Below are 25,654 nucleotides of genomic sequence, written 5' to 3' on the forward strand. Positions count from 1 at the left end.
TCAAAAGGCTGCTAATAATCCAGCAGCGAGTGAATTTCTTCGGGAGAAACGCCATAGCGAATTCCCTCAATGACATTGATAATATTGTGAATTTCGGTATCCAGCAGGTTCATATAGCTGATCAGCACCACAGGAGCCTGTGTGGAAAAACGAAATTCCTTCTGGCTAACTCTCTTGCGCATGGTGTAATCCATCTCACCGATGGGGTCATAATCCAAATGCTCCAGTCGGATATGTGGGAGCTTTTCCAGCTGCTGCAAAAATGCTGTGGCACTGGGCGCTTCCACCAAGGATTGGGTTACCCGCTTGCGCAGATTGGTGTGGCAGGGGATCAAATAGCGGCTGATCTCCTCAGGGGACTTGCCAAAAAACTTCTTCATCCTATAAATCAGAGAAAAATTATAGAAGTTGATTTTTTGGTGAAAAATATTGGTCAGAGATTTCCGAGCCTCTCCGCCGTAATCTTCTTCAATCCACTCCAGTGCCTGGCTGTAATAGTGGGTGCGCAGCTCCCGCTCACAGGCGGGAATATCAATTGCGTTGCCAATACTGGGCCGAAGGGGCAGCAGCAAGCGATGATAAACTGTATGATCCAAAACCCGCAGCAATTCATCAAAGCTGGTTACCTGTGCGGCGGCATACAAATCAAAGGAAAAATATTTGGCCAGATAGCCGGGAAAGCGGACTTTATATTTTTCCATCGTGTTGGTACCACGCAGGTGTCTCATTAAGGAAAGCAGCTGCTCTATTTCGTTCTGCATGGTATAAAGCCGCAGCAAAAGGCCATCTGATCGGGAATAGCGCAGAAACTTGGCCAGCGTATCCCACATGCGGCGGCGAATCAGGTTTTCAAGCTGCCCTCTGTGAATGAGATTTTCTTGAATGCCGGAGAGCACTTCGCTATAGGCCGTTTCCTTCTTCAGGTAACCGGCTACCTCACCCACCGATTTCATTTGCAGAAGATGCTGGTAATCCTCCATGCGCAGACGTTTGCCATACATAGCTTTGGCTTTGGCCATGGCGGCGTTTTCGGCGTATGCAATTCCCATTTTCATCACCGCCCTGTGCAGCGGGCAAACAGCTCGGTTTCCCAGCTCTTGTGGTTTTGCTCATAGAGCTCATCCAAGCGGGCCGTGTGCTGGGCATAACGGTTATCAATCTCCTGAATACCCTCACTAATCAGGTTTGATTCAGTGGCTTTGACCTTTTCCAAATGCTCGTCGGATCGCTGGCGGTATTCTTGAGAAAGGCGCTCTTTGGAGGTGTGGATTTCCGCCAGAGTTTCGTCATAATAGCGCTGCGCATCTGCAACCATCTGCGTTGCTTTGCGATCGGCTTCAAAAAGATGAGCAAAGATGCTTTGCATCTGCATGCCTCCATTCTGAAATTTTTAATAGTTTGTGAATTAGAGTAGCGTCTTCTAATACTATACCTCGGATTCCCAATATTCAAGAGCAAAACTGGTTAAAAACAATTATTTTAAAACCGCTGTTATGTTGGAAGTGCATAAAATTTATTTAATAACGGCTCGAGTTCCAAATGCGGAACAGAATTGAGTCATAAAGTGCTTAAGGAAATCCCTGCAGCTTATAGGGGTTTCGGCGTTTTACAAACTTGCTATATATTGTACCCCGGTTTTCACCGGGCATCCATACAAGAAAGAACCCCGGAAGGCTTCGTTAGAAGCTTCCGGGATTGCGACAGTTGCTAATTTTTCAGGCTTTGCAGTGGAGCCGGAATCTGGCCGCCTCTTGCAATGAATTTGGCTGGGGAATAGGGATTGACTTTCATAACAGGGCCTTCACCCAGCAAGCCGCCGAAGCTGAGCTCCTCGCCTTCTTTTTTGCCAATGGCGGGGATTAGGCGCACCGCAGTGGTTTTGCTGTTGACCATTCCGATAGCCGCTTCGTCGGCGATGATGGCAGACAAAATTTCATCAGGCGTATCCCCGGGCACAATGATCATATCCAACCCTACCGAACAAACCGCAGTCATTGCTTCCAGCTTTTCGATGGAAAGTGCGCCGCACCGGGCGGCGGCGATCATACCGGCATCCTCTGAAACGGGGATAAAAGCACCGGAAAGGCCGCCCACCTTGGAAGATGCCATAACGCCGCCCTTTTTGACAGCATCGTTGAGTAGAGCCAGTGTGGCGGTGGTGCCGTGAGCACCGCAGGATTCCAGCCCGATTTCCTCAAGTATATGTGCCACCGAATCACCCACAGCAGGGGTGGGGGCAAGGGAAAGATCAACGATTCCGAAGGGAACACCCAAAGCTCGGCTGGCCTCGGTGCCCACAAGCTGGCCCATACGGGTAATTTTGAAAGAGGTTCTCTTGATTAGATCGGCAATAGCCGTGATGTCACAGTCGCCTGCCCGGCTCAGAGCGGAGCGCACCACGCCCGGACCGGAAACACCAACGTTGATGACACAATCCGGCTCGCCCGGTCCGTGGAAAGCACCCGCCATAAAAGGGTTATCCTCGGGCGCATTGCAAAAGACCACCAGCTTGGCGGCGCCAATGCACTCCCGGTCGGCTGTTCGCACGGCACATTCCTTGATGGCCCGGCCCATCATAGCCACAGCATCCAGATTGATGCCCGATTTGGTGGTGCCCACATTCACAGAAGAGCAGACAAAATCGGTGCAGGCCAGTGCCTCTGGGATAGAAGCAATCAGCTCTCGGTCACCGGCAGAAAAGCCCTTGTGCACCAGTGCGGAATAGCCGCCTATAAAGTTAACGCCCACTTCCTTTGCGGCCCGGTCAAGGGTTTTGGCGTATTCCACCGGGTCTCCGCCGCTGGCACCCAGCAGCATGGCAATAGGGGTAACCGAAATGCGCTTGTTGATGATGGGGATGCCGTATTTTTTTTCGATGCTTTCACCGGTGGCAACCAGATTACCGGCCAAGCGCAGGATTTTGTTGTATATTTTTTCGCAGGAGCGCTTTTGATCGCTGTCGGCGCAATCCAGCAGGGAGATACCCATTGTAATGGTGCGGATATCCAGATTTTCTTCTTGGATCATGGTTATGGTTTCCAGAATATCGTTGGTGTTGTACATAAAGACGTTACTCCTCCAAGGCCCCCGAGGGGATTATTTAGATTCTGTGCATGGATTCAAAAATATCCTCGTGCATTACGCTGATGGAAAGCCCCATTTTCTCTCCGTTTTTTTTCAGCTTGTCAGAAAGCTCCCCAAATTCGCAGTTCAGATTAGAAATATCAATGAGCATGATCATGGCGAACAGGTCTTGCAGAATAGACTGAGTAACCTCTAAGACATTGGCGTTAGACTCAGCACATTGGGTGGAAACCTTGGCCAAAATACCGATCATATCCTTGCCGATTACGGTGACGACTGCTTTCATAAAATAAACATTCCTTTCAATATGGTTGTATCAAATATCAAAGAGCCTCCAGCTCCCGGAGAAGGGAGGAAGGGTCTAAATCCGAGGGGATGTAATAGTTCACGCCGCAGAGATTGATTTCGGTGATGCTGGCGGCATCGGGGGCGCAGGCACGCTTGAACTGCCCGGCGCAGAAACGCTTGAAGAAAATACGCAGCTTTTCCTTGATAAAGGCAGGCGCCAGCTCGCTGGCAAAAGCGTGGCAGGCATAAGCAAAAAGCTTGGAAGGGCGAAACTGGTACCGGACAAAATGGTAAAGGAAAAAATCATGGAGCCGGTAAGGCCCTAAAATATCCTCCGATTTTTGGGCAACCTCCCCTTGCTCGCTTAAAGGCAGCAGCTCGGGGCTGATGGGTGTATCCAGAATATCCTCCAGAATGCCTGCGGTTTCCGGCGAAAGCTTAGTGGCCAGATGGGTCACAAGGCTGCGCAGAACGGTTTTGGTGATGCACACATTTACATTGTAGTTGGCAATGTGGTCACCCGCAAAGGTGCAAAAGCCCAGCGCTTCCTCCGAAAGATCACCAGTCCCGATGACAAGGCCACCCTTGGAATTGGCAATATCCAGCAGAATCTGGGTGCGTTCTCGGGCCTGCGCATTTTCATAGGTGGTATCCTTTTGGCCGCTGTGGCCGATATCCTCAAAATGCTGCTGCACCGCCGCCTGAATGGAAATTTCCATCTGGGTGGCGCCCAGCGTATTTAAAAGGCTCAGAGCATTGAAATGGGTGCGTCCGCTGGTTCCAAAGCCGGGCATGGTGATTCCAATCAAATTCTTGGGGGGAAGCTCCAAAACCTCTAAAGCCTTAACCCCTACCAGCAAGGCGGCGGTGGAATCCAGCCCGCCGGAAACCCCCACAATCAGCTTTTGCAGCCCGGTGTTTTCAATGCGGGCTACCAGCGAGCGAACTTGAAAATCAAACAGTTCCTCTAAATAAGCTTCGGCTCCTGTCTCAGGCAAAAAAGGATTTTGCGAAACGGAGCGCAGAAGACCCTGCTTTTCTTTGCAGCCAGCCAGCACCGCAAAGGGACGTACGGTTTTGCCCGGTAACCGCTGGGAACGGATAATATCCCCATCCAGATCGCAGAAGTGAACCACGCTCTGGTAACCGGCTTTGGCAAAGTGCAAGGGCACGCCGCATTCATATACAGAAGAAAAACCGTTGTAAAGGTAGGGGGAGGAGGTATCGCCTATCCCACCGTTAACCAGCGCCACGGCACAGCCAAGAGATTGGGAAACAGCCTGTGCCATGGAACAGACCTGCTCGGTATACCCGGCCCAGACCGGGCTGTAAGCGGGGAGAACCAGCAGGTCACAGCCTGCCGAGACCGCAGCGGGTGCCACCATAGGAAGCTCCTGCGGCAGGCAGTCCAGCAGACACAGGCGAAGCGGCCCGCAGCGGAAAACCGTGGAGCTGGACAGCAGCTCGGTTTCGGGGTAATGCAGGGGCTGGTCTTCCGAATCGGAAACAAAGCCCAAAACCTTACCACGGTGTAGCACAGCGGTTACCGAAATAGGCCCATTGTGACCAGCCAGTGGCAGGCCAATCAGCACAGTGGTTTCTAGCCCGACAGTGGCGGCACACAGTTCCCGAAGAGCCCGGTCGCAGTCATCCAGCAAAGCAGGGTTGCCCAGCAGACTTCCGCAGCTTGCTGGGCACAAGGCCAGCCGAGGAAAAATCATCAGGTCGCAGGGCGTTTCTTCCAGGGGAGCCAACAGCCCTTTTATCTCATCCAGACAGTCGGCGGGGTTCCCGCTGTTGACCTTGTTGACAGCAACAGCTATGCGCAGCAGGGATTGCATAAGCACTCCTCCTATGAATAAATGGCAAAAATCATGGAAACAACTCTGAGTTATCACTATAGTATCACAAAATAGCCAAAGTATAAACTGATTCATTGACAAAATTTACACCGGTAATATACATTATCTTTGGAAGGTGCTATACTGCCTATGGGTTTTATATCATGCCTGCTGAATAATTTGAAAATGCAACAATAACAATACGTTGACAGCGTCTTTAAATTGTTTGGGTGCATGTTTTTGCCGTATTCGGCCAAAAACCTTGCACAAAGGATTTGTGGCGTGTGTCCGCAAATCCTTTCAGGCAGTCAATCAATATCAAAATCCTATGGAATTTTGATACAGCGGGCTTTTGCCCACTGGCATGCCTTGGGCGTGGGATTGACTATGCAGCAAGGTTAACCAGTTATACCACGAGGTATAACGAGAGAACTTCAACATACCGTTTATTGGGGAGGCGGCGTATTGATGCGTACACCGAAGCTTTATGACAGTCATACCCATTCCTATCATTCGCCGGATGGCCACGATTCCGTTTTTCAGCTCTGCCAGTCGGCGCTGGACCGTGGTCTTTCCGGCATAGCCATTACCGATCATTATGAAAACGATGTGCCCAGCGGGGATGAAGAACAGCGGTGCCGGGAATCCGCCGCCAACATCCGCCAAGCCAAAGAAATCTTTCGCAAAAGGCTGGATATATCGGTGGGCATGGAAATGGGACAAGGCCCCTCTGATACCCAGCGGGCGGCTGCCATTGTGGATGAGCTCAGACCGGATGTGGTGCTTGGCTCTATCCACCATCTCAATGGGCCTCATGATGAGATTTATCACACCAACTTTGCGGGTGTATCCGCTGCTTATGTCAACCAATTTATGCACGATTATTTTCGCAAGGTTTATGAGGTGGTGGAGTGGGGCAACTTTGATGTGCTATCTCATATAACCATGCCCCACCGGTATCTGGTCTCCATATTCAAGGTGCATGTGGATTTGGCCCGTTATGAGGAAGATATTGAGGAAATTCTCAAGCTGTGTGCCCAAAAGGGAAAAGCCATTGAAATCAACACCTCCGGCCTGCGCACCGACCATAAGGAATTCATGCCCCTTGCCCGGCATGTAAAGCGCTTTCATGAGCTGGGCGGCGAGGTGGTTACCCTTGGCTCTGATGCCCATTACATGGAGCATGTGGGCGAAGGGCTGACACCAGCGCTGGATGTGCTGCGGGAAGCTGGGTTTAAATATTACGGTTTTTTTAAGGAACGTAAGCCCGTGATGATCCCCCTACTTTCTTTTTGAGAAAAAGAAAGTAGGCAAAGAAAAACCGATGATTCTGTGCTGTGTTCACCATAGAAAGTGAACCGAGAAAATTTGTATGTTGGACAGGGTTAATGATGAAAACAAGAAAACTGTCGCTGCTAAAAGTGTTGCTGTCATTGGTTGGCTTTTTATTCCTTTGGGCAATTGTTACAGATGCCTGGGGTTATTCAGAACTGCTCTTTCATGCAGAAAAGGGAACCTGGGAAAAATATATATTCAATTTAGTAAATCGCCTTATTTGGGCGATACCTGCTATTGTTTTGCTGCGATTGTATAAAGAAGATTTGCCCACAAAATGGAATGAACTGTTTTTAAACAAACCACATAAGAGGCCTTTTATTATAGCGGCAGCTGTGATCATCCTCTATTGCTTTGCTGGGATGCTGTTTTCACACGGCGGTATTTGGTTGAATCCACAATTTAATTGCATCAAAGATTTTTTGAAACTGTTGATGGTGGCATTTGCCGAAGAACTGGTTTATCGTGGATGGGGACTCAATGCCCTGTCTGTATTTATGTCCAAAAGAGCAGCAAACTTAGTATCAACCCTGTTTTTTGTATTGCTACACTTACCTGCATATTTTATAAAATTCTATTTGATCGGGACAATCCCACTGGCAGCGATGGCTTTTCAGTGCTTTTTTGTATTTATACTTGGGCTTTTATTTGGATATTTATATAATAGAGGCAGATCACTCTGGAGCCCTATGGTAGTGCACTTTTTAGCTGACTTTTTATCGATTATGGTAATTGGCTAAGCTTTTACAGTATAAGCATTTTGATTGTTTACTTTTGTAGCAGGAAGTAAACAATCAAAAACTACAATGCTTATAGTTCTCAGGTTGATAAACCAAGAAAGAGCCTATTGCTTTTCCGGCTTTGGCTGTCACAAAAACCGTCAGGACTTGACAAAAACCGCAGACAGCCGATATTATAGTATACATAGAGCTTGTCCGCAGTTAGCGGCACCGTGTAGGGGGAAAGGCCTGACTTTCGGGTCTTTCCCCTTGCCGCAGAAGGGGGCAGGTGTCTGGATGAAATTTCGGTCGGTGCACCGCATCGGTCTGGAGGATAAAGATTTATGACAGCAAAAAAACAAGGGCAGGATTACGGCAACGAAAGTATTTCATCCCTCAAGGGAGCCGACCGTGTACGGCGCAGGCCGGCGGTTATTTTCGGCTCCGATGGGCTGGAAGGCTGCGAGCACGCCGTTTTTGAAATTCTTTCCAACGCCATTGATGAGGCACGGGAGGGCTTTGGAAACCGGGTGGATATCACCGTATTCCCCGATCATTCCATACAGATACAGGATTATGGCCGGGGCATTCCGGTGGATTACAACCAGAATGAAGAGAAATACAATTGGGAGCTGATTTTCTGCGAGCTTTATGCAGGCGGAAAATACACCACCAACGATGGCGGCAGCTACGAATATTCCCTTGGCCTCAACGGCCTTGGCCTGTGTGCCACCCAGTATTCCTCCGAATACATGGATGTGGAAATTCTGCGGGATGGCTTTCAGTATAACCTTCACTTTGAGAAGGGCGAGCTTGTGGGAGAAATGCTTAAAACACCCACAACCTCCAAAAAAACCGGCACCAAGATCAAATGGCGGCCGGATCTTTCGGTTTTCACCGACATTAACATCCCCATAGAATATTTTGAGGATATTCTGCGCCGTCAGGCGGTGGTCAACAAGGGCTTGACCTTTGTGTTGGAGCAGGTTACTCCCCAAGGCACCAACCGGCAGGAGTTCTTTTATGCGGATGGTATCACCGATTATGTCAAGGAACTGACCGGAGAAAATGTGCTGACCCCGGTGCAGTTTTGGCAGGCGGAGCGGCAGGGCCGTGACCGGGAGGATAAGCCGGAATACAAGGTGAAGCTCTCAGCCGCCATGTGCTTTTCCAACCGCTTGGATCTGCTGGAATATTACCACAACTCCAGCTTTCTGGAGCATGGAGGCTCCCCGGATCGGGCGGTGAAAGTTGCTTTTGTGGGCCAGATTGATTCCTACCTGAAAACGGCGGGAAAATACCTGAAAAATGAAAGCAAGATTACCTTTCAGGATGTGCAGGATTGCCTTGTGCTGGTTTCCTCCTCCTTTTCCACCCAGACCTCCTATGCCAACCAGACCAAAAAGGCTATCAACAACAAGTTTATTTATGAGGCCATGACCGAATTCCTCCGCCATTCTCTGGAGGTTTATTTTGTTGAGAACCCCGATGATGCCGCCAAGATCGCCGAGCAGGTACTGATCAACAAGCGCAGCCGGGAAAATGCCGAAAAAACCCGCCTGAATCTGAAAAAGAAATTGGCCGGGTCTATGGATCTTTCCAACCGGGTGCAGAAATTTGTGGATTGCCGCTCTAAGGATATTTCCCGCCGGGAGATTTACATCGTGGAGGGTGATTCGGCGCTGGGCGCCTGCAAGCTGGGGCGGGACAGTGAATTTCAGGCCATTATTCCGGTGCGGGGCAAGATTCTCAACTGTCTCAAGGCAGAGTTTAACAAGATTTTTCAGAACGATATCATCACCGATATCATTAAGGTTCTGGGCTGTGGCGTGGAGGTTAAATCCAAGGCCAACAAGGAACTGGCCAGCTTTGACCTGGAGGGCTTGCGCTGGAACAAGGTGGTTATCTGCACCGATGCGGATGTGGACGGCTTTCAGATACGCACCCTGATCCTCACCATGCTTTACCGGCTGACCCCTACTTTGATTGAGAAGGGGTATGTATACATCGCAGAATCCCCCCTTTATGAGATTAGCTCCAAAAACGAGACCCATTTTGCCTATACGGAGCAGGAAAAGGCGGAGGTTCTGGAAAACCTTGCCGGCCAGAAGGTAACGCTGCAGCGTTCCAAAGGTCTTGGTGAAAACGAGCCGGAAATGATGTGGCTGACCACCATGAACCCTGAAACACGCCGCCTGATTAAGGTGTCTCCCAGCGAGGCTGAAAAAACCGGGGAGATGTTTGAAATTCTCTTGGGGGATAATTTGCAGGGGCGCAAGGATTTTATCGCCGAGTTCGGCCAGAATTATCTGGATGCAGCCGATATTTCTTAAAGAGGCTTCGCCTCTTACTTCGGGCTTAGGTGAGTGAAAACTGTTGCCTTAGCGCTCGATGGGAAGCTTTATTTCTTTTATCGGGCGCAAGCCGATTAAACCTTCCCCCTCGCTGGATGATAGTTTAATTTAAGGGGAAGCCCTTTTCTTTGATACCTTTCTTTTTCTAAAAGAAAGGGTGCCCGTGCGGCACAAGCACGACCTAAGCCAAACTGTTTAAACGGCGTTGAATCTTGGCGGGGGAGGGTCCCAAGGGGGGAGTCACCCCCCTTGGCAATTCTTTGCATCCTTTCTCATTGCAGAGAAAGGATGTGCCAGTCTGCGCGGCACGAGCGCAGGGGGAAGCGGGACTACTTGCTTCCGGTAAACGCTGGCATAAATTGTTGAACTAAGGCCCTTTCTACCCCACCTGACTAATAGGAGTGAAGAACACAGTGCCTCCAAAAAAGAAGGATAACAATAAAAAAAGAAGCGATGTTTCCGGCGCATTCATTGAGAATGCCGGAATTGTCCTTGAACAGCCCATTACCGATACGCTGGAAAAAAACTACATGCCCTATGCCATGAGCGTGATCGTATCCAGAGCCATCCCTGAGATAGACGGCTTTAAGCCCTCTCACCGGAAGCTGCTGTATACCATGTATAAAATGGGGCTTTTGGGTTCTACCCGAACCAAATCAGCCAACATTGTGGGCCAGACCATGAAGCTGAATCCCCACGGTGATCAGACCATTTATGAAACCATGGTGCGCCTTTCCCGTGGCTATGAGGCTCTGCTCCACCCCTATGTGGATTCAAAGGGCAACTTCGGCAAGGCCTATTCCCGGGATATGGCCTTTGCGGCTTCCCGGTATACCGAAGCCAAGCTGGACCCCATTTCCACTCAGATTTTTGGGGATATCGATCTGGATACCGTGGATTTTGTGGATAACTACGACAACCAGATGAAGGAGCCAACCCTTTTGCCGGTGAGCTTTCCTTCTGTGCTGGTCAACGCCAACATGGGCATTGCAGTGGGTATGGCCTCCTCCATTTGTTCCTTTAATCTTGAGGAAATCTGCCAGACCACAGTTGCTCTTATTCGGGACCCGGAACATGATTTGCTTTCCACTCTCAAGGCACCCGATTTTTCCGGCGGGGGCTATATAGTTTACGAGGAAGAAACTTTCCGGAAGATTTACCAGACTGGGCGGGGCGGCTTTAAGGTTCGCAGCCGTTATGCCTACGATAAATCCAGCAACTGTATCGATATCACCGAGATCCCCCCCACCACCACGGTAGAAGCCATTATGGATAAAGTGGTTTCTCTGGTCAAGCAGAACAAGCTTCGTGAAGTGGTGGATATGCGGGATGAAACCGATCTCAGCGGCCTGAAGCTCACCATTGACCTGCGCCGGGGCAGCGATCCAGATAAGCTGATGCAGAAGCTTTACCGCATGACTCCGCTGGAGGATACTTTCTCCTGCAATTTCAACGTGCTTATTGGCGGTGCCCCCCGGGTGCTGGGTGTCCGGGAGCTGCTGGAGGAATGGACAGCTTTTCGGTTAGAGTGTGTCCGCCGCCGGGTATTCCATGACCTGAAAAAGAAAAAGGAAAAGCTTCATCTGCTCAGAGGCCTTGCCAAGATTCTGCTGGATATTGATAAGGCTGTTCGTGTGGTGCGGGAAACCGTTGAGGAAAAAGAAGTCGTTCCCAACTTGATGATCGAGTTTGGCATCGATGAAATTCAGGCTGAATACGTAGCGGAAATTCGCCTGCGCCACCTGAACCGGGAATATATTCTCCGCCGCACCCAGGAAACCGAGCAGCTTGAACAGGATATCGCTTCGATGGAGGATATTCTGGCTAACCCCAAGAAGATCAAGGGTATCATTGTGGAGGAGCTGAAGCAGGTTGCTAAGAAGTATGGCAAGCCCCGCCGCAGTCTCCTGTATTACCCCACCCCCGAGGATCAGGAAATACCGGAGGAGGAAGTAGCGGATTACCCGGTGAACCTCTTCTTTACCCGGGAAGGATATTTCAAGAAAATTACGCCCCAGTCTCTGCGCATGAGCGGGGAACAGAAGCTTAAAGAAGGGGATAGCCTTTCTCAAGAAATTCTGGCCTCCAATGCCAGCCACTTGCTGTTTTTCACCGACCGTCAGCAGGTGTATAAAGCTTCTGCCAGTGATTTTGCCGATACCAAGGCCAGTGTGCTGGGGGATTACATCCCGGCCCGGTTGGGTATGGATGAGGGCGAAACAGTCATTTATATGGCGGTTACGACTGATTACAGCGGCTATATGCTTTTCTTCTTTGAAAACGGCAAGGCCGCCAAGGTGGAGCTTTCCAGCTACCAGACCAAGACCAAGCGCAAAAAGTTGTTGGCCGCTTATTACGGCGGCTCTCTTTTGGTCAGCCTTTATCAGCTTTTGGAGGAAGGGGAATATCTGCTGCGGGCCAACAATGACCGCACTCTGGTGGTGCATTCGGGAGCCATTTCCCCCAAAACCACCAAGAGCACCCAGGGTATTCAGGCGCTGACCCTGAAAAAGAACACCTTCTTGACTGTTGCAGTGCCCTTTTCAGAGGAGCTGCTGGCCAATTCCCACCGTTTCCGCACCAAGAACCTGCCTTCTATGGGATTTTTCCCTCGGGAAAGCGATAAGGGCGAGCAGCTGACGCTGTAGGTTTCCACAATATACAAAAGGCCTGTGCAAAACTAAGTTTTGCACAGGCCTTTTTGAGGTTGCAGGCAAAAGTCTACAACCTCTATGGGGGGCATCCAATGCCCCCCATAGTCCCCCCGGATTGCACCGCTCCGGTGCAAAAAGTGGGATTCCTGCATCGAAATCAATTCGATGCAGGAAGAAATACGAATCAAAACCATAAGGTATTCAAGTAAAGGCAGGTATGACTACAGGCCTTTTTATGCAGATAATGGCTTACTTTCCTACAGATTAAGACCTTCTGCTTGCATAGTAGGGTGGATACCACTTCTGGAACCAGCCTGTAAAGAATCCCAATAGGGCCGGGAGCAAAGAATTGAGGGCCCCCACCCACGGTGCAAGGGAGGATTGCATCAGAAAATAGGTCCAGATCGGGGTCACCAGGTACAGCATCCCCCAGCATGCTGTCAGAATTCGGTTGGTTTGAACAAACAACCCATTGCTTAAAGCCTTTTGCCCGCCATAATCATACATAGAATAATAGGCGGTCAGAGGTACCTTTAAAAATACCGTGGTACTCCACATAATACCAAAAAGAAGATAAGACACAGGCAGAAGAAGGCTGGGGGGTACCCCCAATATGCCCAATGTGCTGATGCAGGCAACAGCAGTCAGAGAGAGGCATTCAAATACAGTAGCTTTCCATTTCAGGAATCCAAAGGACAAGAGAGCGCTGGCGGCAAGGCCGATCAGCCCTCCGGCAAAAGGGTGAATGGCCATGCCCACCCAGATCGGAAGCCAAGGCAAAATCAACAGATTCATGTTGCTTTTTTTCTCTGACTCTGCATCCTGCGGAACCGCATTGCTACCAGAGGAATAGCCAAATATCTCATCCCAATGGAGCATCAGTCCGAAATCCCCCTCCACACGGTAGCGGTGCTCCATTAACGCAGTTTGCCCATCGGTTTCACCTTTGGCAATTTCCATCCAGATGGTGAGAGGTGTTTCAATTCTGGTGGTAAAGGGCAGGAAATCCTCTGTCAACACCTGTTGGCCTTCACGGCCCAGTAGAATTTGATAGGTTTTGCCGGTGTCCGTATAGTTCATTTCCAAGATTCTGTCCTGGCCATTCCATGCCTCTGGGTTATAGAGTGCCGCCATTTGCCGGGTGAACAGGAGGGCGGCATCGGCCGGTTCGCCGGCAGCATCTTGGCAGGAATCCTGTGCAGCCTCAATTCCCCAGCTGGCATCCGCCATTTGCTCAAAAACCTTTCGGGGATACAAAAGCTCTGAAAGCTTTTTCTTTGTAGGTTCTGTTATGCCTTGCGCCATAAATTCGCTGCCAGCGGTTTTGACATAGCCTAAATATTCATCGGTACGTCCGCGCAGCTCGGGTACACGGAAAAGCTCGCCCTGCCCACAGTAAAGGGTCTCATAATTTTCCTTGCCAAGGCAGTGATCAAACAGAAGGTTGACACTGTCATAGTTGCCTGCCGCTGTATAAAAGCCGCAGGTGGAAATGAGCATATACCTTTTCCCCGAGAGATCGTAGCGGGAGGGATGAGAGCCACTGTCTGGATTGCCATCGGCTCTTTGGACCATAAAGGGCAAATTCATGGGAAGCTGGCGATCCATCAGGGCCTTGAGCTGTGAAGGAAGGCTGTAATAATAAAGAGGAAAGCTCCAGATTATCACATCGGCATCCAGCATTTTTTCTATAACCTGTGCCATATCATCCTGCATGCAGCAGTGACCGGGGGTTTTGTTCCAGCAGGCAAAGCATCCGATACAGGGGTTTATATTCAGCTTGTATACCGGTAAAATATCAATTTCCAGTGAAGCCTTTTGTGCCATCCCCTCTAAAAAAGCATTGGTAAGGCACATGGTGTTGCTGTTTTTTGGCCTGGGGCTGCCGTTGAGCACCAGAATCTTCATAGAATTTCCCTCAGCCTTTCAATGCTTTTTTTTGCCCAAGTGATGCAGGTCTGCGTATAGGTATAGCCGAAATCAGCGGCTAGCTCCCAGTAGATGGTCTGATAAGGCTCCACCTGTTGGCTGTACCGTTCAATGGCTTGGGGAATATGGCTCATTTCGGCAAGATATGTTTGGCAGTCCTCAGAGAATTGTTCCAGCATGGCGATGCATTTTTCCGGCGGATTGCTGCCGGAAAAGAACACCTTCATCAAAAAAGCATCCTTTGTGCCCTTTGAAAGCCCTGTGTTTTCATCCGAAAGCCAGTGGAGAAACTCCGTTCTTCCGCTTTCGGTAATGCTGTAAAGCTTTTTGTTGGGCTTATCGGTTTGCAGAATCGGCTGGCAGGTTACCAGCTCTTTTTTCTCCAGCTTGCCCAGCTCCAGATAAATCTGGCTGGTTTGGGCATACCAGAAGAATTTAACGGACGAACCAAAGGCTTTGGATAAATCATAGCCTGTCATGCTGCCATAGGAGAGAAAGCCTAAAATTCCATGGGAAAGAGACATTGTATTTCACCTGCTTCTATATTATAAAATTATAATAGTATAATTTTATAATATAGTCAACACATTTAGAAGATCTGGAAGAACAAAAAAGCGAATGGCCGTAGCCATTCGCTTCAGACTGTAGACATATCTGCCTTTAACTTCAAATCTTATGGTTTTGATGCGTAATTCTTCCGAAGTCGAATTGATTTCGACGCAGGAATCCCACTTTTTGCTCCGGAGCGGCGCAATCCGGGGGGAATATGGGGGGCATTGGATGCCCCCCCATAAAGGTGTAGGATTGTTTTGTTTTTTCAGACCTGACCTTCCAGTAGAGGAACAAACAGGAAAGCACCGCCTGTTTGCTGCCAAAGAGTAGCAATACCGCTGTCGTCCGCCTGTATCTCGGCCAAAAGCTCCAGCTTCCCGTGGGCATTCAGACGGTAGACCCGCAACGTCTTTTTACGGAACCAGCTGCCCAAATCATAAGTCACCTCAATTGGTGCGGTAACCGGCAACGTTTCACTGAGCAGGCGCACCACTACCGCATCTGGAGTGTCGGTCTGGGATAAAGCGGCTTTGGCCTCCACACTTTCCGTATCGTAGAGAACAGCACCGAAATCATGCAGCAGACCTGCATTGGCGCTTAAAGAGCCTGGGGGAAAGGAATACACCACATCGGCTGTGTTGACCGTTACTTGCCCTTCCCGGTTGGCACTGTAAAGCTGAGAAAGGGCTCCCAGACCGGCTTCGGTGGAGCCACGTGTCAAAGGAAGCTGGGTATCATCGGGCGAAACAAACACAGCATCCTCGGTTTTGGGCTGGGCGGAATCTAGGGGAGAGGCGATTGAGGTGCCCTGAGAAGAGCTTGGCTTGGCAACCGCAACAGGCTCTGGTACGCTTGGGTCGGGATCACCGGGTTGAGTAGGGCCTACAGGGTCTACAGGGTCTACAGGGTCTGGGGGATCAGGCGGAGCAGGATTTGCCTGCCACTGCGCATAAAGGAAAACGGTTTCTGAAACACTGTGGCTAAAGGCAGTGTCCGCCCCATAGAAAGTACCCTGACCCAAGCCGGCTCTGGTGCGCCAGCCGGTAAAGGAATAGCCCTCCCGAGAAAAACCGGTTCCATCTGAAAGGGTAATCCGCTGTCCCACTGGTTGGGATACCGGCACGATGGTGCCTTGGCCGCCATTTGCATCATACTGAACGGTATAGGTTTCATCCTCCGGAACAGTAATGAAAGCAGCAGGAGAGGGCAAAACATTATCCGAGCCGCTAAAGCGCACCTGATAAACACCGGGGTTTTCCACCGGTGTAGCGCCCGCTGTACAGGGGTGAAAATTCGCTCTGCCCAAAGAAGTGTATTCCATATGAGCGGAGGTACCCTCAATGGCCCCGCCCGAGGTCTGTGCAAGACTGGGGGAAAGCCCGGTTAGACCGGCGGGAGCATCGGCTTGGCTTGCTTGCTCCACTGCCTGTGAGAATGTATACACATAAGGCTCATCACCTATCTGTATGGTCAATGTACCTTTGTAAGGTGAGGGTGAAGCAGGCGTATTGGGCAAAAGCTGAACGGTTACAGCAGCCACATGCGCCGGAGGAAGATTGCCTAAGGCAACAGAGCCGCTACCCATCATCGGTCTGACAGAGCTGAAAACACTGAAAGCCGGGCTGTCTTCCAGCACAGCGGAGTAGGTGATATCATGGGGCGTTTCGTTGGTGATTTCCACCACCAGCTTAGAAGGCTCAGGATTGAGATAAAAGCTGTTCTCCAATAAAGTATTGCCCGGAGAGGGCGCCACAGTCAAAACGGAAATCCCCACCGTTATTTCAACCGGCTCAGAAGGTGCGGCTTCATCCGTTGCCGCCATGCGGATTTGATAGTTTCCCGGTGCCACCAGGGTTTGCCCATCCTGACAGGGCAGATAGTCTTCGGTGTTAAGAAGGCGGTATTCCATGGCGGATGTGGTGCCTTTGAGTGCGCCATTTTCATAGAGGGAAGGAGCCGGGAGAGCCTCAAGCCCTGTGGGTGGCTCTTGGGGAAGAAGCTGTGCTTCTGCTCTTAAAGTGACATCATAAGTGGCCAGAACTGTATCGTCCAGCGTATCTTCCAGTATTAACTGAACACTGTGATTTCCGGCTTGAGCATTTGCTCTGAGATACAGCTCCAGATCCACCGTTTGGTTGGCGGAAACCCAAAGAGAAAAAAGAGAAGCGGAGCTTGTACCTGCTTTGCGGACAGCAAACAAATTTGCGCTGCTTCCCACAAAGTTAAAGCTTACGTTTTGCCGGACATTTCCAGAAAGATTAGTTACGGAAAAGGTCAAACAAGCGGCTTGGCTCCCCTGAGCATAAGTTCCTTCAAAGGGATAGCTTCCGCTTGCTGGCGAGGCTTCCAGAAGAGAGCCGGATTCATCTATATTCTGCGCCGCCCTTTCCAAAGGAACGGTCTTTTCAGGCAACACGGTGGAGTCCCCCAGAGCGATTTCTGAAGTAAAGGCTGCGGCCGGTGCGATGCACATAAAAGAAAGAACAAGTGAAGCGGCGGTGATCAAAGCGGATAGACGGCGAAGTATGCTCATAGTAACTCTCCTTATGCTTTCCTGTAGGAAGCACCGTGCTTCCGGGAACACTGCCAAAGGGGGTTATGCTGAGAACCTGTATCCACAATTCTGGAATAATATGGAATACAGTATAGCATATTTTGTCGAAAATTGTAATATAAATGGCGCCAAGTATAAAAAATATATTGAGGAAGTTTTCCTTGTGTGCTCAGTGTATACAATGCAAAAAAACAGCATCACCTAAGGCAAAAAGCCAAGGTAATGCTGCTCAAGATGCAGTTGGAAAGTGACCTAAAGAAGCGAAGCCAATGCCGGGTCAATTCCCAGAATATCGGCGGCGCTTATTTGAGCGGCCACCCACATGGAGGCATTAGCGGCTCCGGCGGCCTGCGCCAATCGGATGCACTGGGCCATGTCATAGCCTTTGCACCAGCCATGGAGCCAACCGGCCACGAAGCTATCCCCCGAGCCTACCGGGTTGACCGTTTCAATACGATAGGGAGGGAAGAAAGCCTCCTGCCCCTTTTGCCATGTGAAAACACCTTCCTCACCCAGAGAGATCAGCAGGGTGGCACTGCGGGTGTAATCCAGCAGAGGCAGAAGTCTTTGGGTTTGTTCGGCTCCCCAAGGAGCACAGGAGAGCGAAAAAGGAGAGCCTGCATTTTCCTGATTTTTCAGCTGATCGGCCAGCTCCAAAGCCTCCTCAAGGTTGGGCTTGAAGAAATCCGGCCCGGCTGTAGCGGCCTCTAAAAACCCGGCTCCGTGGCAATCCAGCCAAACGGGAACCCCCTTGGAATGAGCCAGCCGTATAAGAGAAGGATACAAATCAAGAGTGGCCTGCGGGTTGGCCTTTAAAGCGCCTTCCGGCAGACGCCCCGAAAGCACCAGTAAATCACAGCTATCCAGCCGATTGGCCAGATTTTGGCGAATGGCATCCATATGTTCCAGTGTCAGCATAGAGCCGGGCTGGAAGTGCTGCACCTGCTCAAAGGTGCTTTCCTGCACACAGGTTACCACCGTGCGGGTCTCGCCCTGACAGGGCAGAGCCTCCAGAGAAAAACCTTCTTCCTTGGCCAAGGCAAGAACCTTTTCACCCGCCGCACCATAAAGAGGAGCCAGTGCGGTGACCTTGTTGCCCAGCGAGGCCAGCACCCGGGCCACATTGACACCCTTTCCGCCGGTTTGGTAGCTGCGCCGAAGCTCTTTGTCACCATCCATCCAGCGGGTTTCATCCAAACAGGGATTGGGGGTAAAGGTAATGATTGATTTCATATTTTTCCTCCATATCAAGCAACAACCCGGCCGAAGCTCCCTTGCAGGAGTGACAGCCGGGCTGAAAGGATCTAAGCTGTTCCTATAAAATATGCACATTTTCGGGGGCAAAGTCAAGGAAAGCTTTTTCTCCCGCCTCATAGACCTTTCGATTGATGGGGTTGGAATCGATGATTTTAACCAGATTATTCTGCACCATAACGTGATAATCCTGATAAGAGCCCATAAAGGTGGACATGACCACATGGCAGGGGAGAAGTCCTTTATCTCGAATGCTGGCTGCCTCCGGGCGAAGCACGATCTTGCAGCTTTTTCCCTTCACCGCCTTACCGGAGCCGGATACCTGAATGATGGCACCGGAAATGTCAATTTCGCAGGAATCTCCCTCGGCCCGCAGAACGGTGCCCTCAAGGAAATTGGCTTCGCCGATAAAATCAGCCACGAACTCATTGACCGGGTGATAATAGATTTCCTGCGGGGTTCCCATCTGCTCGATAATGCCTTTGTTCATAATGATGATCTTGTCAGAAATGCTCATTGCCTCGGATTGATCGTGGGTGACATAAATGGCAGTGATGCCCACCTTTTGCTGAATGCGGCGAATTTCGGTGCGCATGGCTACCCGAAGCTTGGCATCCAGATTGCTCAAAGGCTCATCAAAGAGCAGCACAGCCGGCTCCATAACCAAGGCACGGGCAAGGGCAACACGCTGCTGCTGACCACCGGAAAGTTGATTGGTCATGCGATTTTCCATACCGGTCAGCTCCACCAGCTCCAGCATTTCATGAACCCGCTTGTTTACTTCGGCCTTGGGCACCTTTTGAATTTTCAGGCCATAGGCGATGTTATCAAAAATATTATATTGGGGGAAAAGGGCGTAGCTCTGAAAAACCATTGCGGTATCCCGCTTGTTGGGCGGTATTTCGTTGACCATTTGCCCACCTATGTAAAGATCGCCCCCATTAGGGTCTTCAAAGCCTGCTATCATGCGCAGAGTGGTGGTCTTTCCGCACCCGGAGGGGCCAAGCAGGGTGATAAAATCCCCCGGATTTATTTCCAGCGAAACATTATCCACCGCTTTAAAGCTCTTGCTCTTATCTTTGTGATCGGGGTATATTTTGGTGATGTTCACCAGCTTGACTCCCGTTGGCTGTTTCTTCATTTCAGTTTCCCTCCGTAACAACAGTGCGGCTGACTCCGAAGAATTTCAGGAAGAGGTTCATGAGCAGAATGGCGCTGTATACAATAAGAATCAGCAGCGTTGAATAAGCGCAGGCCACGCCGAACCGCCCGATATCCGCCTGTGCCATAATCTGGGGCGTAATCAGCTGGTGGGATGGCGAAACCAGAAAGATAACGGCGCTGGTGGCAGTCATACTGCGGACAAAGGCGGTAACCAGCCCACTGAAAAAGGAATCCTTAATGAGGGGCAGGGTGACCGAAGTGAAAACCTTGCCGGAACCGGCTCCCATATCGTAGGCGGATTCCTCCAGCGATTTATCAATCTGCCGCAGAGCGGACATGCCCGAGCGTGTTCCCACCGGCAGGCTGCGCACCACATAAGCCAGAATGATGATAGCGGCCGTGCCGGTCAAAGTCATAAAGCCGGAGCCCAGCAGGCCGGTGTTAAAGGCTCGGATATAGCCAAGACCCAACACCGTTCCGGGAACAGCCATGGCGAAAAGGGAGGTGAATTCGATAAAGCTCTTGCCGATAAACCGCCGCTTTACCACCAGATAGGCGATAATCATAGAGATAATGGCAGTGATGGGTGCCGCAATCGCCGAGAAGATCAGCGAATCCTTAAAGGGCTTGATGCCCACAGTCAGCACATACTTAAAATGAGCCAAACTAAAGGAATAATCCCGGCCCCACAGCTTAAACAAAGCCCCCAAAGGCACCAGCGCATAAAACACCAGCACACAGACAGTGAAAAACAGGCAAATGGCCGAAAGGGGAACCGTTACGCTTTTATCCCCAATGGGCATCCGTTCCCGGCTGGCTTTTCCGGTAAGGGTGGCCACGCTCTTGCTTTCCACCCAATATTTGGAGAGAACAAACAAAGACATGGAAAGAAGTAAAAGAATCACAGCCATGACAGTGGCACCCTTTAAATCATAAGCGCCCACTGCCTGTATGTAAATAGAAGTGGCCAGTGTGGAGTAGTTGCCGCCAATCATCATCGGGTTGGAAAAATCCGCAACAGCCTCAATAAAGGTTATGAGAAAGGCGTTGGCAAGCCCCGGAGCCAGCAAAGGAAGGGTAACGGTGGTGAAGGTTTCCCACCGGGAAGCCCCTAAATTGCGGGCAGCTTCCTCCAAAGCGGGATCAATGTTTTTCAGCAGCCCCTTGAGCATGAGATAGCAGATGGGGAAAAAGGTCAGTGTTTCCACAATCAGAATGCCGTGGAGGCCATAGATGTTGGCATCCACCATGCCGAACAGCTTGTTGGTAATAAAACCGCTTCGGCCAAAAAGCATAATGGCCGAAAGGGAAAGAACAAAAGGCGGCGAAACCACCGGGAGAACAGATATAATCTTGAAAAGCCCGCCGAATCGGGTTTTGACATAGCAATCCACATAGGCAAACAAAAAGCCCACCGAGGTTGCCAGTATCCCGCTGCACAGGCCCAGAATTAGCGTGTTGAGAAAAACGCCCCGAAAGGATCGCTTTGACCATATCTCCATATAACCGGCAAAAGAAACCCCGCCACCATCTCCGGCGAAGCTTTCCAAAAGCAGGGAGAAAATGGGGTATACAATAAACAGCAGTAAAAACAAAATAAGCAGGAGCACAGCGGTTTTAATGAGCGGATCGTTCTGAATTTTCCTGTGTTTTTTCACGGCAATACCCCCTGACATAGCCGGTCACCCCCAGTGTTTCAATGGAATCGGGCTTTTTTCGCTTGCGTGAGCAGGTGAAAAGAAAAATCACAGTACACCTATTTGAAATCCATAAGTGTACTGTGATCCGGGTTAAACAGCTGCTACCCCATGGATGCTTTTATACAACAATCTTATCGGCAGTGATGTATTTGTTCCATTCATTTACCAGACGTTCCCGGTTATCCGCAGACCACGAAAAATCATAGTCAATGAGCTTGGTGTTGGAAAGCACATCCGCTTCCGGGGGATTTTTGGCACCCTCAACTGTGAGGAACTGATAAGCGCCCACCTCTTGGCCGATTTGCTGGCACTCGGGGGTCAGTGCAAACTCAATAAAGAGCTTGGCGGCTTCTTCCTGCTTGGAATTGGCGATAATGGCGGTTGCACCGATTTCGTAGCCGGTCCCCTCGCTTGGAGCGGAAAGCACTACGTTATCGTAGCCCAGCTTCTGCTGGGTAATGCCATCGTGCAGCATACCGATAGCGATTTCCAATTCTCCGCTGCCCACCAGCTTAGAGGGGCCGCCGCCGGTTTTGGGGTACTGCTTGATGTTCTTATCCAGTGCGCTCAGGTATTCCATGGCTTCTTTTTCGCCCATGAGCTGAACCAGCGTGGAAACGATGTTGTAGCCGGTGCCGGAAGCGCCGGGATTAGCAAAGGAAATGCAGTTTTGATATTTAGGATCAATCAGATCGGCCCAAGAGGTGGGAACAGGCAGGTTCTTCTCTTTGAGCAAATCCTCGTTGCAGATAAAACCGATGTAACCGCTGTAAATGCCATACCAGCGGCCTTCCTCACCGATATAGGCCTCAGAAAGAAGGTTTTTGGCGTTCTGGGCTTCATAAGGAGCCAACAGCCCTTCGGAGGCAGCCACAATGTAAGGATCGTTGGGGCCGCCATACCAAACTCCGGCTTGGGGGTTGGCGGCTTCTTCTTTGATGCGGGCATAAACCTCGCCTGTGCTCATGCGGACAAAGGTGGTTTTAACGCCGGTGGATTTTTCAAAAGCTTCGCACACCCGAGCCACATGTTCCTCATCACAGGAGCCATAGACAGTCAAATCCAGCCCCTGACCCGCCGAAGCGGTCGGCTTGGAGCCGCAGCCGGTAAAAGATAAAACGGAAACCAACATGAATGCAAGAATCAGACTGAGCAGCTTGGCAGTTTTGGTTGGTGCTTTCATCATGCAATCCTCCAGTGTATAATGATAAATCGTATTGTCACCCGAAAGAAATAAAACAGGCGGCCTCCCTTCCTGTGGAAATGGCAGGATACACATTCGTGAAGAAGGAACTATAAAATTTTATTTCATTTAAAACGGATAATGCAACGGCTATGATACCGGAGAGGTTTCCTTTTATTATTATATAAAGGTTCATCTATTTTGTCAATATTATAATTAAACAAAATCAATATATTTATGTATAATATATACATAGATAACCAAGCTGTGAAATTATATTTCAAGACGATGGAGGGGGATATTGGTGGAGGGAGATTCATCTGTCTCTTCTCCATACAGGAAATCAGAAAATGCTTTAAAAATCAGTGAAGTGGATATAGCTCCCGGGTCGGGGTGACCGATGGTTGCCTCGTGAAAGTTTTTAGAGCGTCCGGTCCGGGAACGCAGCGTACTGCTGTGGGCGGCGCCCGCCTGTGCCGCAAGGGAGGCGGCTTCCAGCAAGGCCTTGATATCATCGCTTTCTGCCGCCGATTTTTCCATAGCTTCCACAGCGGGGGCCAGCGCATCCAGCATGGTTTTCTGCCCCGGCTTTGCCTTGCCTCTCTTTTGAATAGCCTGCTGCCCTGCATCGAAAAAAGCGGCAAGCTGGGCTGCGGTTACTCCATTCGAATCGGTCAGATGCTCCAGGCCGCCAATAAACAGCGTGCCAAAAATAACACCGGAAGCGCCTCCCATGGTTTTGACCAGCTCTATTCCGGTGGCACGGAAAAGCTGTGCCGGGTTTTCAAAGGCAGTGGTGGAAAGCATCTCCTCCAGTGCGGTAAAGCCCCGTTTCATACCAATGCCATGATCCCCATCGCCGATAATTGTATCAATTTTGGTGAGATAGGGCTCGTTTTCCACAATCACCCGTGCGCTGTAAAGCAGCATACGGCGGAGCTGATCGGTTGTCAGCCGGTTCATATTGTCACCTCAAATTGTAAAATCATAGCCTTTGGCCGGTTTTAGCAGAGCGTCCAGCTCGGCATCCGCCGCCAGCAGGCTCACAATAAAGCCGGTAGCGTTGAAGGCATTGAAATAAGCGCCAAAGGAGCAGGCTGCTACCAAGTGGCCTGCTTGTTCCAGTTCAGTTTTCAGCAGGCCGGTGAGAATAGCTGATTCCAGATAGGTGCTTTGCTGCATACGGTTGACTGCTAAATGATAGCGGGAACCGGGGAATGCCTCCAGTTCATTGGTAAGCCAGCGGCAAAGCTCACTGGTTAGCTGATCGGCGTTTTGATAGGGTAGGCTGTGGGGTGCTTTTTCCCCGGAAAAACCAGCTCCGAATTCCATCGCTTGTTCTTGTGGGTTGATTTGCACCGATACCGAACGCAGCCGGTGATTGCCCTTTTCCACAATGCGGAAAACCTCATCCAGCTCCGCTCCTGTGTCAGCGGCGGCACTGGCCAGCTTGATCAGCAATCCGATGCCGCACAGGCCGCCCCGGTTTTCTTGTGGTTCACCCCGGGCGCTAAAAAGATCGTCTGTGGCATAAACAGTTCGCACAGGAATGCCCTCGCCAGCCAATAGCTCCTGCGCCATATCGTTGTTGAGGAAATCCCCGGCAAAATTGTTGGTGAGAAACAGAATGCCCTTTCCTTGATTGAGCCGCTTGGCCACTTCGTATAGGGTATAGGCATTGGGTGCGTTGGCAAAATCCCCCGAGCAAGCGCCGTCGGCTAGGCCCTCGCCCACAAAGCCTGTGAAAAGGGGGCCATGGCTTCCGCCGCCGCTGATGACAACCTGTACCCGATTTCGCCGGGGGTATTTTTTAAACAGTGTGTGGCTGTAGGGGCTGGGGATTCGCTCAAAGATACCCGGCTGAGCGGCTTGGATGCCGTCCAGCGCCTCCTCCAAAGCATTGGGGCGGTGACCAAAAACACCCATCAAATCTTTCATAAAGATACCACCCCCGCTAATTCTTTTGATTTTTCTGCGCCATATCCACAATAACGGCAAATAGAATAATCAAGCCGGTTATGACCTTCTGCCAGTAGGAGGAAACCTGTAAAAGATTCATGCCGTTGTTGATGATGGCGATAATAGCCACGCCCATCATAGCACGGGCCACACTGCCGCTGCCGCCGGTGAGGCTGGTTCCGCCCAGCACGGTGGAGGCAATAGCAAACATTTCGTATCCATCGCAGGAGGCGGGCTGGCCGTTGTTAAGCCGGGAGGCTACGCACACACCACCCAGAGCCGCCATAATGGAGCAGAGAATATGTACCCGAAGCTTGACATTTTTCACGTTAATGCCGCTGAGGTGCGCCACACTTTCGTTGCTGCCCACTGCATAAACATGCCGCCCAAAAACGGTTTTGGTCAGCAGAATGTGCATGAGAACCACCACCACAATGGTGAATAGGGTGATGATAGGGATAACGCCCAGCTGCATATCCTCTGTGGGCAGGATGCGCCCGGCTCCCAGCCAGGCAAAGTTATTGCTCAGCCCATATACCGGCTGGCCGCCGGTGACCACATAGGCAAAGCCCCGGGCCATGGTCATCATAGCCAGTGTGGCGATCATGGGAACAACCCGGAAGCGGGTGATCATCATCCCGTTAAAAAGGCCGCAGATGCCGCCGATGACAATGGCGCTCCCCACCTGAATCAGCAGGCTGGAGCCAGTGGACATATTGGGGAACCGCAATCCCACAAAGGCAGAAAAGATTCCGGCAAAGGCGGCCACAGAACCAAGGCTGATATCGATGCCGCCGGTTATAATCACAAAGGTGATGCCGGTGGCCAGCAGTGCATTGATGGACATCTGGGAGGTGACATTGATGAGATTACCCATTGTTAAAAAGGTGGGGCTTGCCAGACTGAAAGCCACCACGATAATCAGCAGAAAGACAACCACTGCATTTTTGCTCATCCAGCTTTTAACATTTACCATACTATTCAAACTCCCCTGTTTCTATAGTTGTATAGGTTTAAAACCGCAACGTGGTTTTAAACAGCGGCGATCTGCCGCTAACCGCCATAGGCGGTCTATACCGAGCCT

General features: G+C 50.5%; 19 protein-coding genes. 4 read left to right on the forward strand and 15 right to left on the reverse strand.

Translation table 11 applies throughout. The features are described 5' to 3' along the window. Positions 1-11: 11 nt before the first annotated feature. From U6B65_00655 to nadE, 5 genes are all read right to left on the reverse strand, one after another. Positions 12-1,049: a V-type ATPase subunit gene (locus U6B65_00655; protein WRS27667.1), complete on the reverse strand. Its 1,038-nt coding sequence runs from the start codon at positions 1,047-1,049 to the stop codon at positions 12-14. 5 nt (positions 1,050-1,054) lie between these two features. After that, positions 1,055-1,366, reverse strand: a complete 312-nt coding sequence (locus tag U6B65_00660) for a hypothetical protein (protein ID WRS27668.1) — start codon at positions 1,364-1,366, stop codon at positions 1,055-1,057. Positions 1,367-1,707: 341 nt separating this feature from the next. Next, on the reverse strand, positions 1,708-3,063 hold the full coding sequence (locus tag U6B65_00665; protein ID WRS27669.1) for a PFL family protein: 1,356 nt from the start codon (positions 3,061-3,063) through the stop codon (positions 1,708-1,710). A 37-nt stretch (positions 3,064-3,100) separates the two neighbouring features. Then, positions 3,101-3,370, reverse strand: coding sequence for an ACT domain-containing protein (locus U6B65_00670; GenBank protein WRS27670.1), 270 nt, complete (start codon positions 3,368-3,370; stop codon positions 3,101-3,103). Between the two features lie 37 nt (positions 3,371-3,407). Continuing rightward, complete coding sequence (nadE, locus tag U6B65_00675; GenBank protein WRS27671.1) at positions 3,408-5,213, reverse strand: NAD(+) synthase; 1,806 nt, start codon at positions 5,211-5,213, stop codon at positions 3,408-3,410. A 468-nt stretch (positions 5,214-5,681) separates the two neighbouring features. Between nadE and U6B65_00680 the strand changes: the two genes are divergently transcribed. The 4 genes from U6B65_00680 (at position 5,682) to U6B65_00695 (ending at position 12,269) form a co-directional block, all read left to right on the forward strand. Continuing rightward, the gene (locus U6B65_00680; GenBank protein WRS27672.1) at positions 5,682-6,509 is read left to right on the forward strand and encodes a histidinol-phosphatase HisJ family protein; all 828 of its coding nucleotides are present in this window, start codon (positions 5,682-5,684) and stop codon (positions 6,507-6,509) included. Between the two features lie 92 nt (positions 6,510-6,601). Further along, on the forward strand, positions 6,602-7,288 hold the full coding sequence (locus U6B65_00685) for a CPBP family intramembrane glutamic endopeptidase (GenBank protein ID WRS27673.1): 687 nt from the start codon (positions 6,602-6,604) through the stop codon (positions 7,286-7,288). Positions 7,289-7,611: 323 nt separating this feature from the next. Beyond that, a complete protein-coding gene (locus U6B65_00690; protein ID WRS27674.1) occupies positions 7,612-9,600 on the forward strand; it encodes a toprim domain-containing protein in 1,989 nt (662 codons plus the stop codon). 434 nt (positions 9,601-10,034) lie between these two features. Beyond that, on the forward strand, positions 10,035-12,269 hold the full coding sequence (locus tag U6B65_00695) for a DNA topoisomerase (ATP-hydrolyzing) subunit A (protein ID WRS27675.1): 2,235 nt from the start codon (positions 10,035-10,037) through the stop codon (positions 12,267-12,269). A 270-nt stretch (positions 12,270-12,539) separates the two neighbouring features. Here the strand turns inward: U6B65_00695 and U6B65_00700 are convergent, their stop codons facing one another. The 10 genes from U6B65_00700 to U6B65_00745 all read right to left on the reverse strand — a co-directional run bounded on the left by U6B65_00700 (position 12,540) and on the right by U6B65_00745 (position 25,546). Next, positions 12,540-14,183 carry an NAD(P)H-dependent oxidoreductase gene (locus U6B65_00700; GenBank protein WRS27676.1) on the reverse strand — a complete coding sequence of 548 codons (1,644 nt, stop codon included), beginning with the start codon at positions 14,181-14,183 and terminating at the stop codon, positions 12,540-12,542. Beyond that, positions 14,180-14,728: a PadR family transcriptional regulator gene (locus U6B65_00705; protein ID WRS27677.1), complete on the reverse strand. Its 549-nt coding sequence runs from the start codon at positions 14,726-14,728 to the stop codon at positions 14,180-14,182. The genes U6B65_00700 and U6B65_00705 overlap by 4 nt, the downstream gene beginning before the upstream one ends. Before the next feature lie 293 nt (positions 14,729-15,021). Next, positions 15,022-17,289 carry an InlB B-repeat-containing protein gene (locus tag U6B65_00710; GenBank protein WRS27678.1) on the reverse strand — a complete coding sequence of 756 codons (2,268 nt, stop codon included), beginning with the start codon at positions 17,287-17,289 and terminating at the stop codon, positions 15,022-15,024. A 273-nt stretch (positions 17,290-17,562) separates the two neighbouring features. Next, positions 17,563-18,543 (reverse strand): PfkB family carbohydrate kinase, encoded by a 981-nt coding sequence (locus tag U6B65_00715; protein ID WRS27679.1) that lies wholly within the window; start codon positions 18,541-18,543, stop codon positions 17,563-17,565. A gap of 82 nt (positions 18,544-18,625) precedes the next feature. Beyond that, positions 18,626-19,705, reverse strand: a complete 1,080-nt coding sequence (locus U6B65_00720) for an ABC transporter ATP-binding protein (protein WRS27680.1) — start codon at positions 19,703-19,705, stop codon at positions 18,626-18,628. A 1-nt stretch (position 19,706) separates the two neighbouring features. Further along, positions 19,707-21,404, reverse strand: coding sequence for an iron ABC transporter permease (locus U6B65_00725; GenBank protein ID WRS27681.1), 1,698 nt, complete (start codon positions 21,402-21,404; stop codon positions 19,707-19,709). A gap of 142 nt (positions 21,405-21,546) precedes the next feature. Beyond that, entirely contained in the window at positions 21,547-22,614 is a 1,068-nt protein-coding gene (locus U6B65_00730) for an ABC transporter substrate-binding protein (GenBank protein WRS27682.1), read from the reverse strand. A 270-nt stretch (positions 22,615-22,884) separates the two neighbouring features. Next, positions 22,885-23,574: a dihydroxyacetone kinase subunit DhaL gene (gene dhaL / locus U6B65_00735; protein WRS27683.1), complete on the reverse strand. Its 690-nt coding sequence runs from the start codon at positions 23,572-23,574 to the stop codon at positions 22,885-22,887. A 9-nt stretch (positions 23,575-23,583) separates the two neighbouring features. Next, positions 23,584-24,549 (reverse strand): dihydroxyacetone kinase subunit DhaK, encoded by a 966-nt coding sequence (locus U6B65_00740; GenBank protein ID WRS27684.1) that lies wholly within the window; start codon positions 24,547-24,549, stop codon positions 23,584-23,586. Positions 24,550-24,565: 16 nt separating this feature from the next. Next, positions 24,566-25,546 (reverse strand): ABC transporter permease, encoded by a 981-nt coding sequence (locus U6B65_00745; GenBank protein ID WRS27685.1) that lies wholly within the window; start codon positions 25,544-25,546, stop codon positions 24,566-24,568. Between the last annotated feature and the right edge of the window lie 108 nt (positions 25,547-25,654).

The organism is Oscillospiraceae bacterium MB08-C2-2, assembly GCA_035621215.1.
Classification (GTDB): Bacteria; Bacillota; Clostridia; order Oscillospirales; family Ruminococcaceae; genus WRAV01.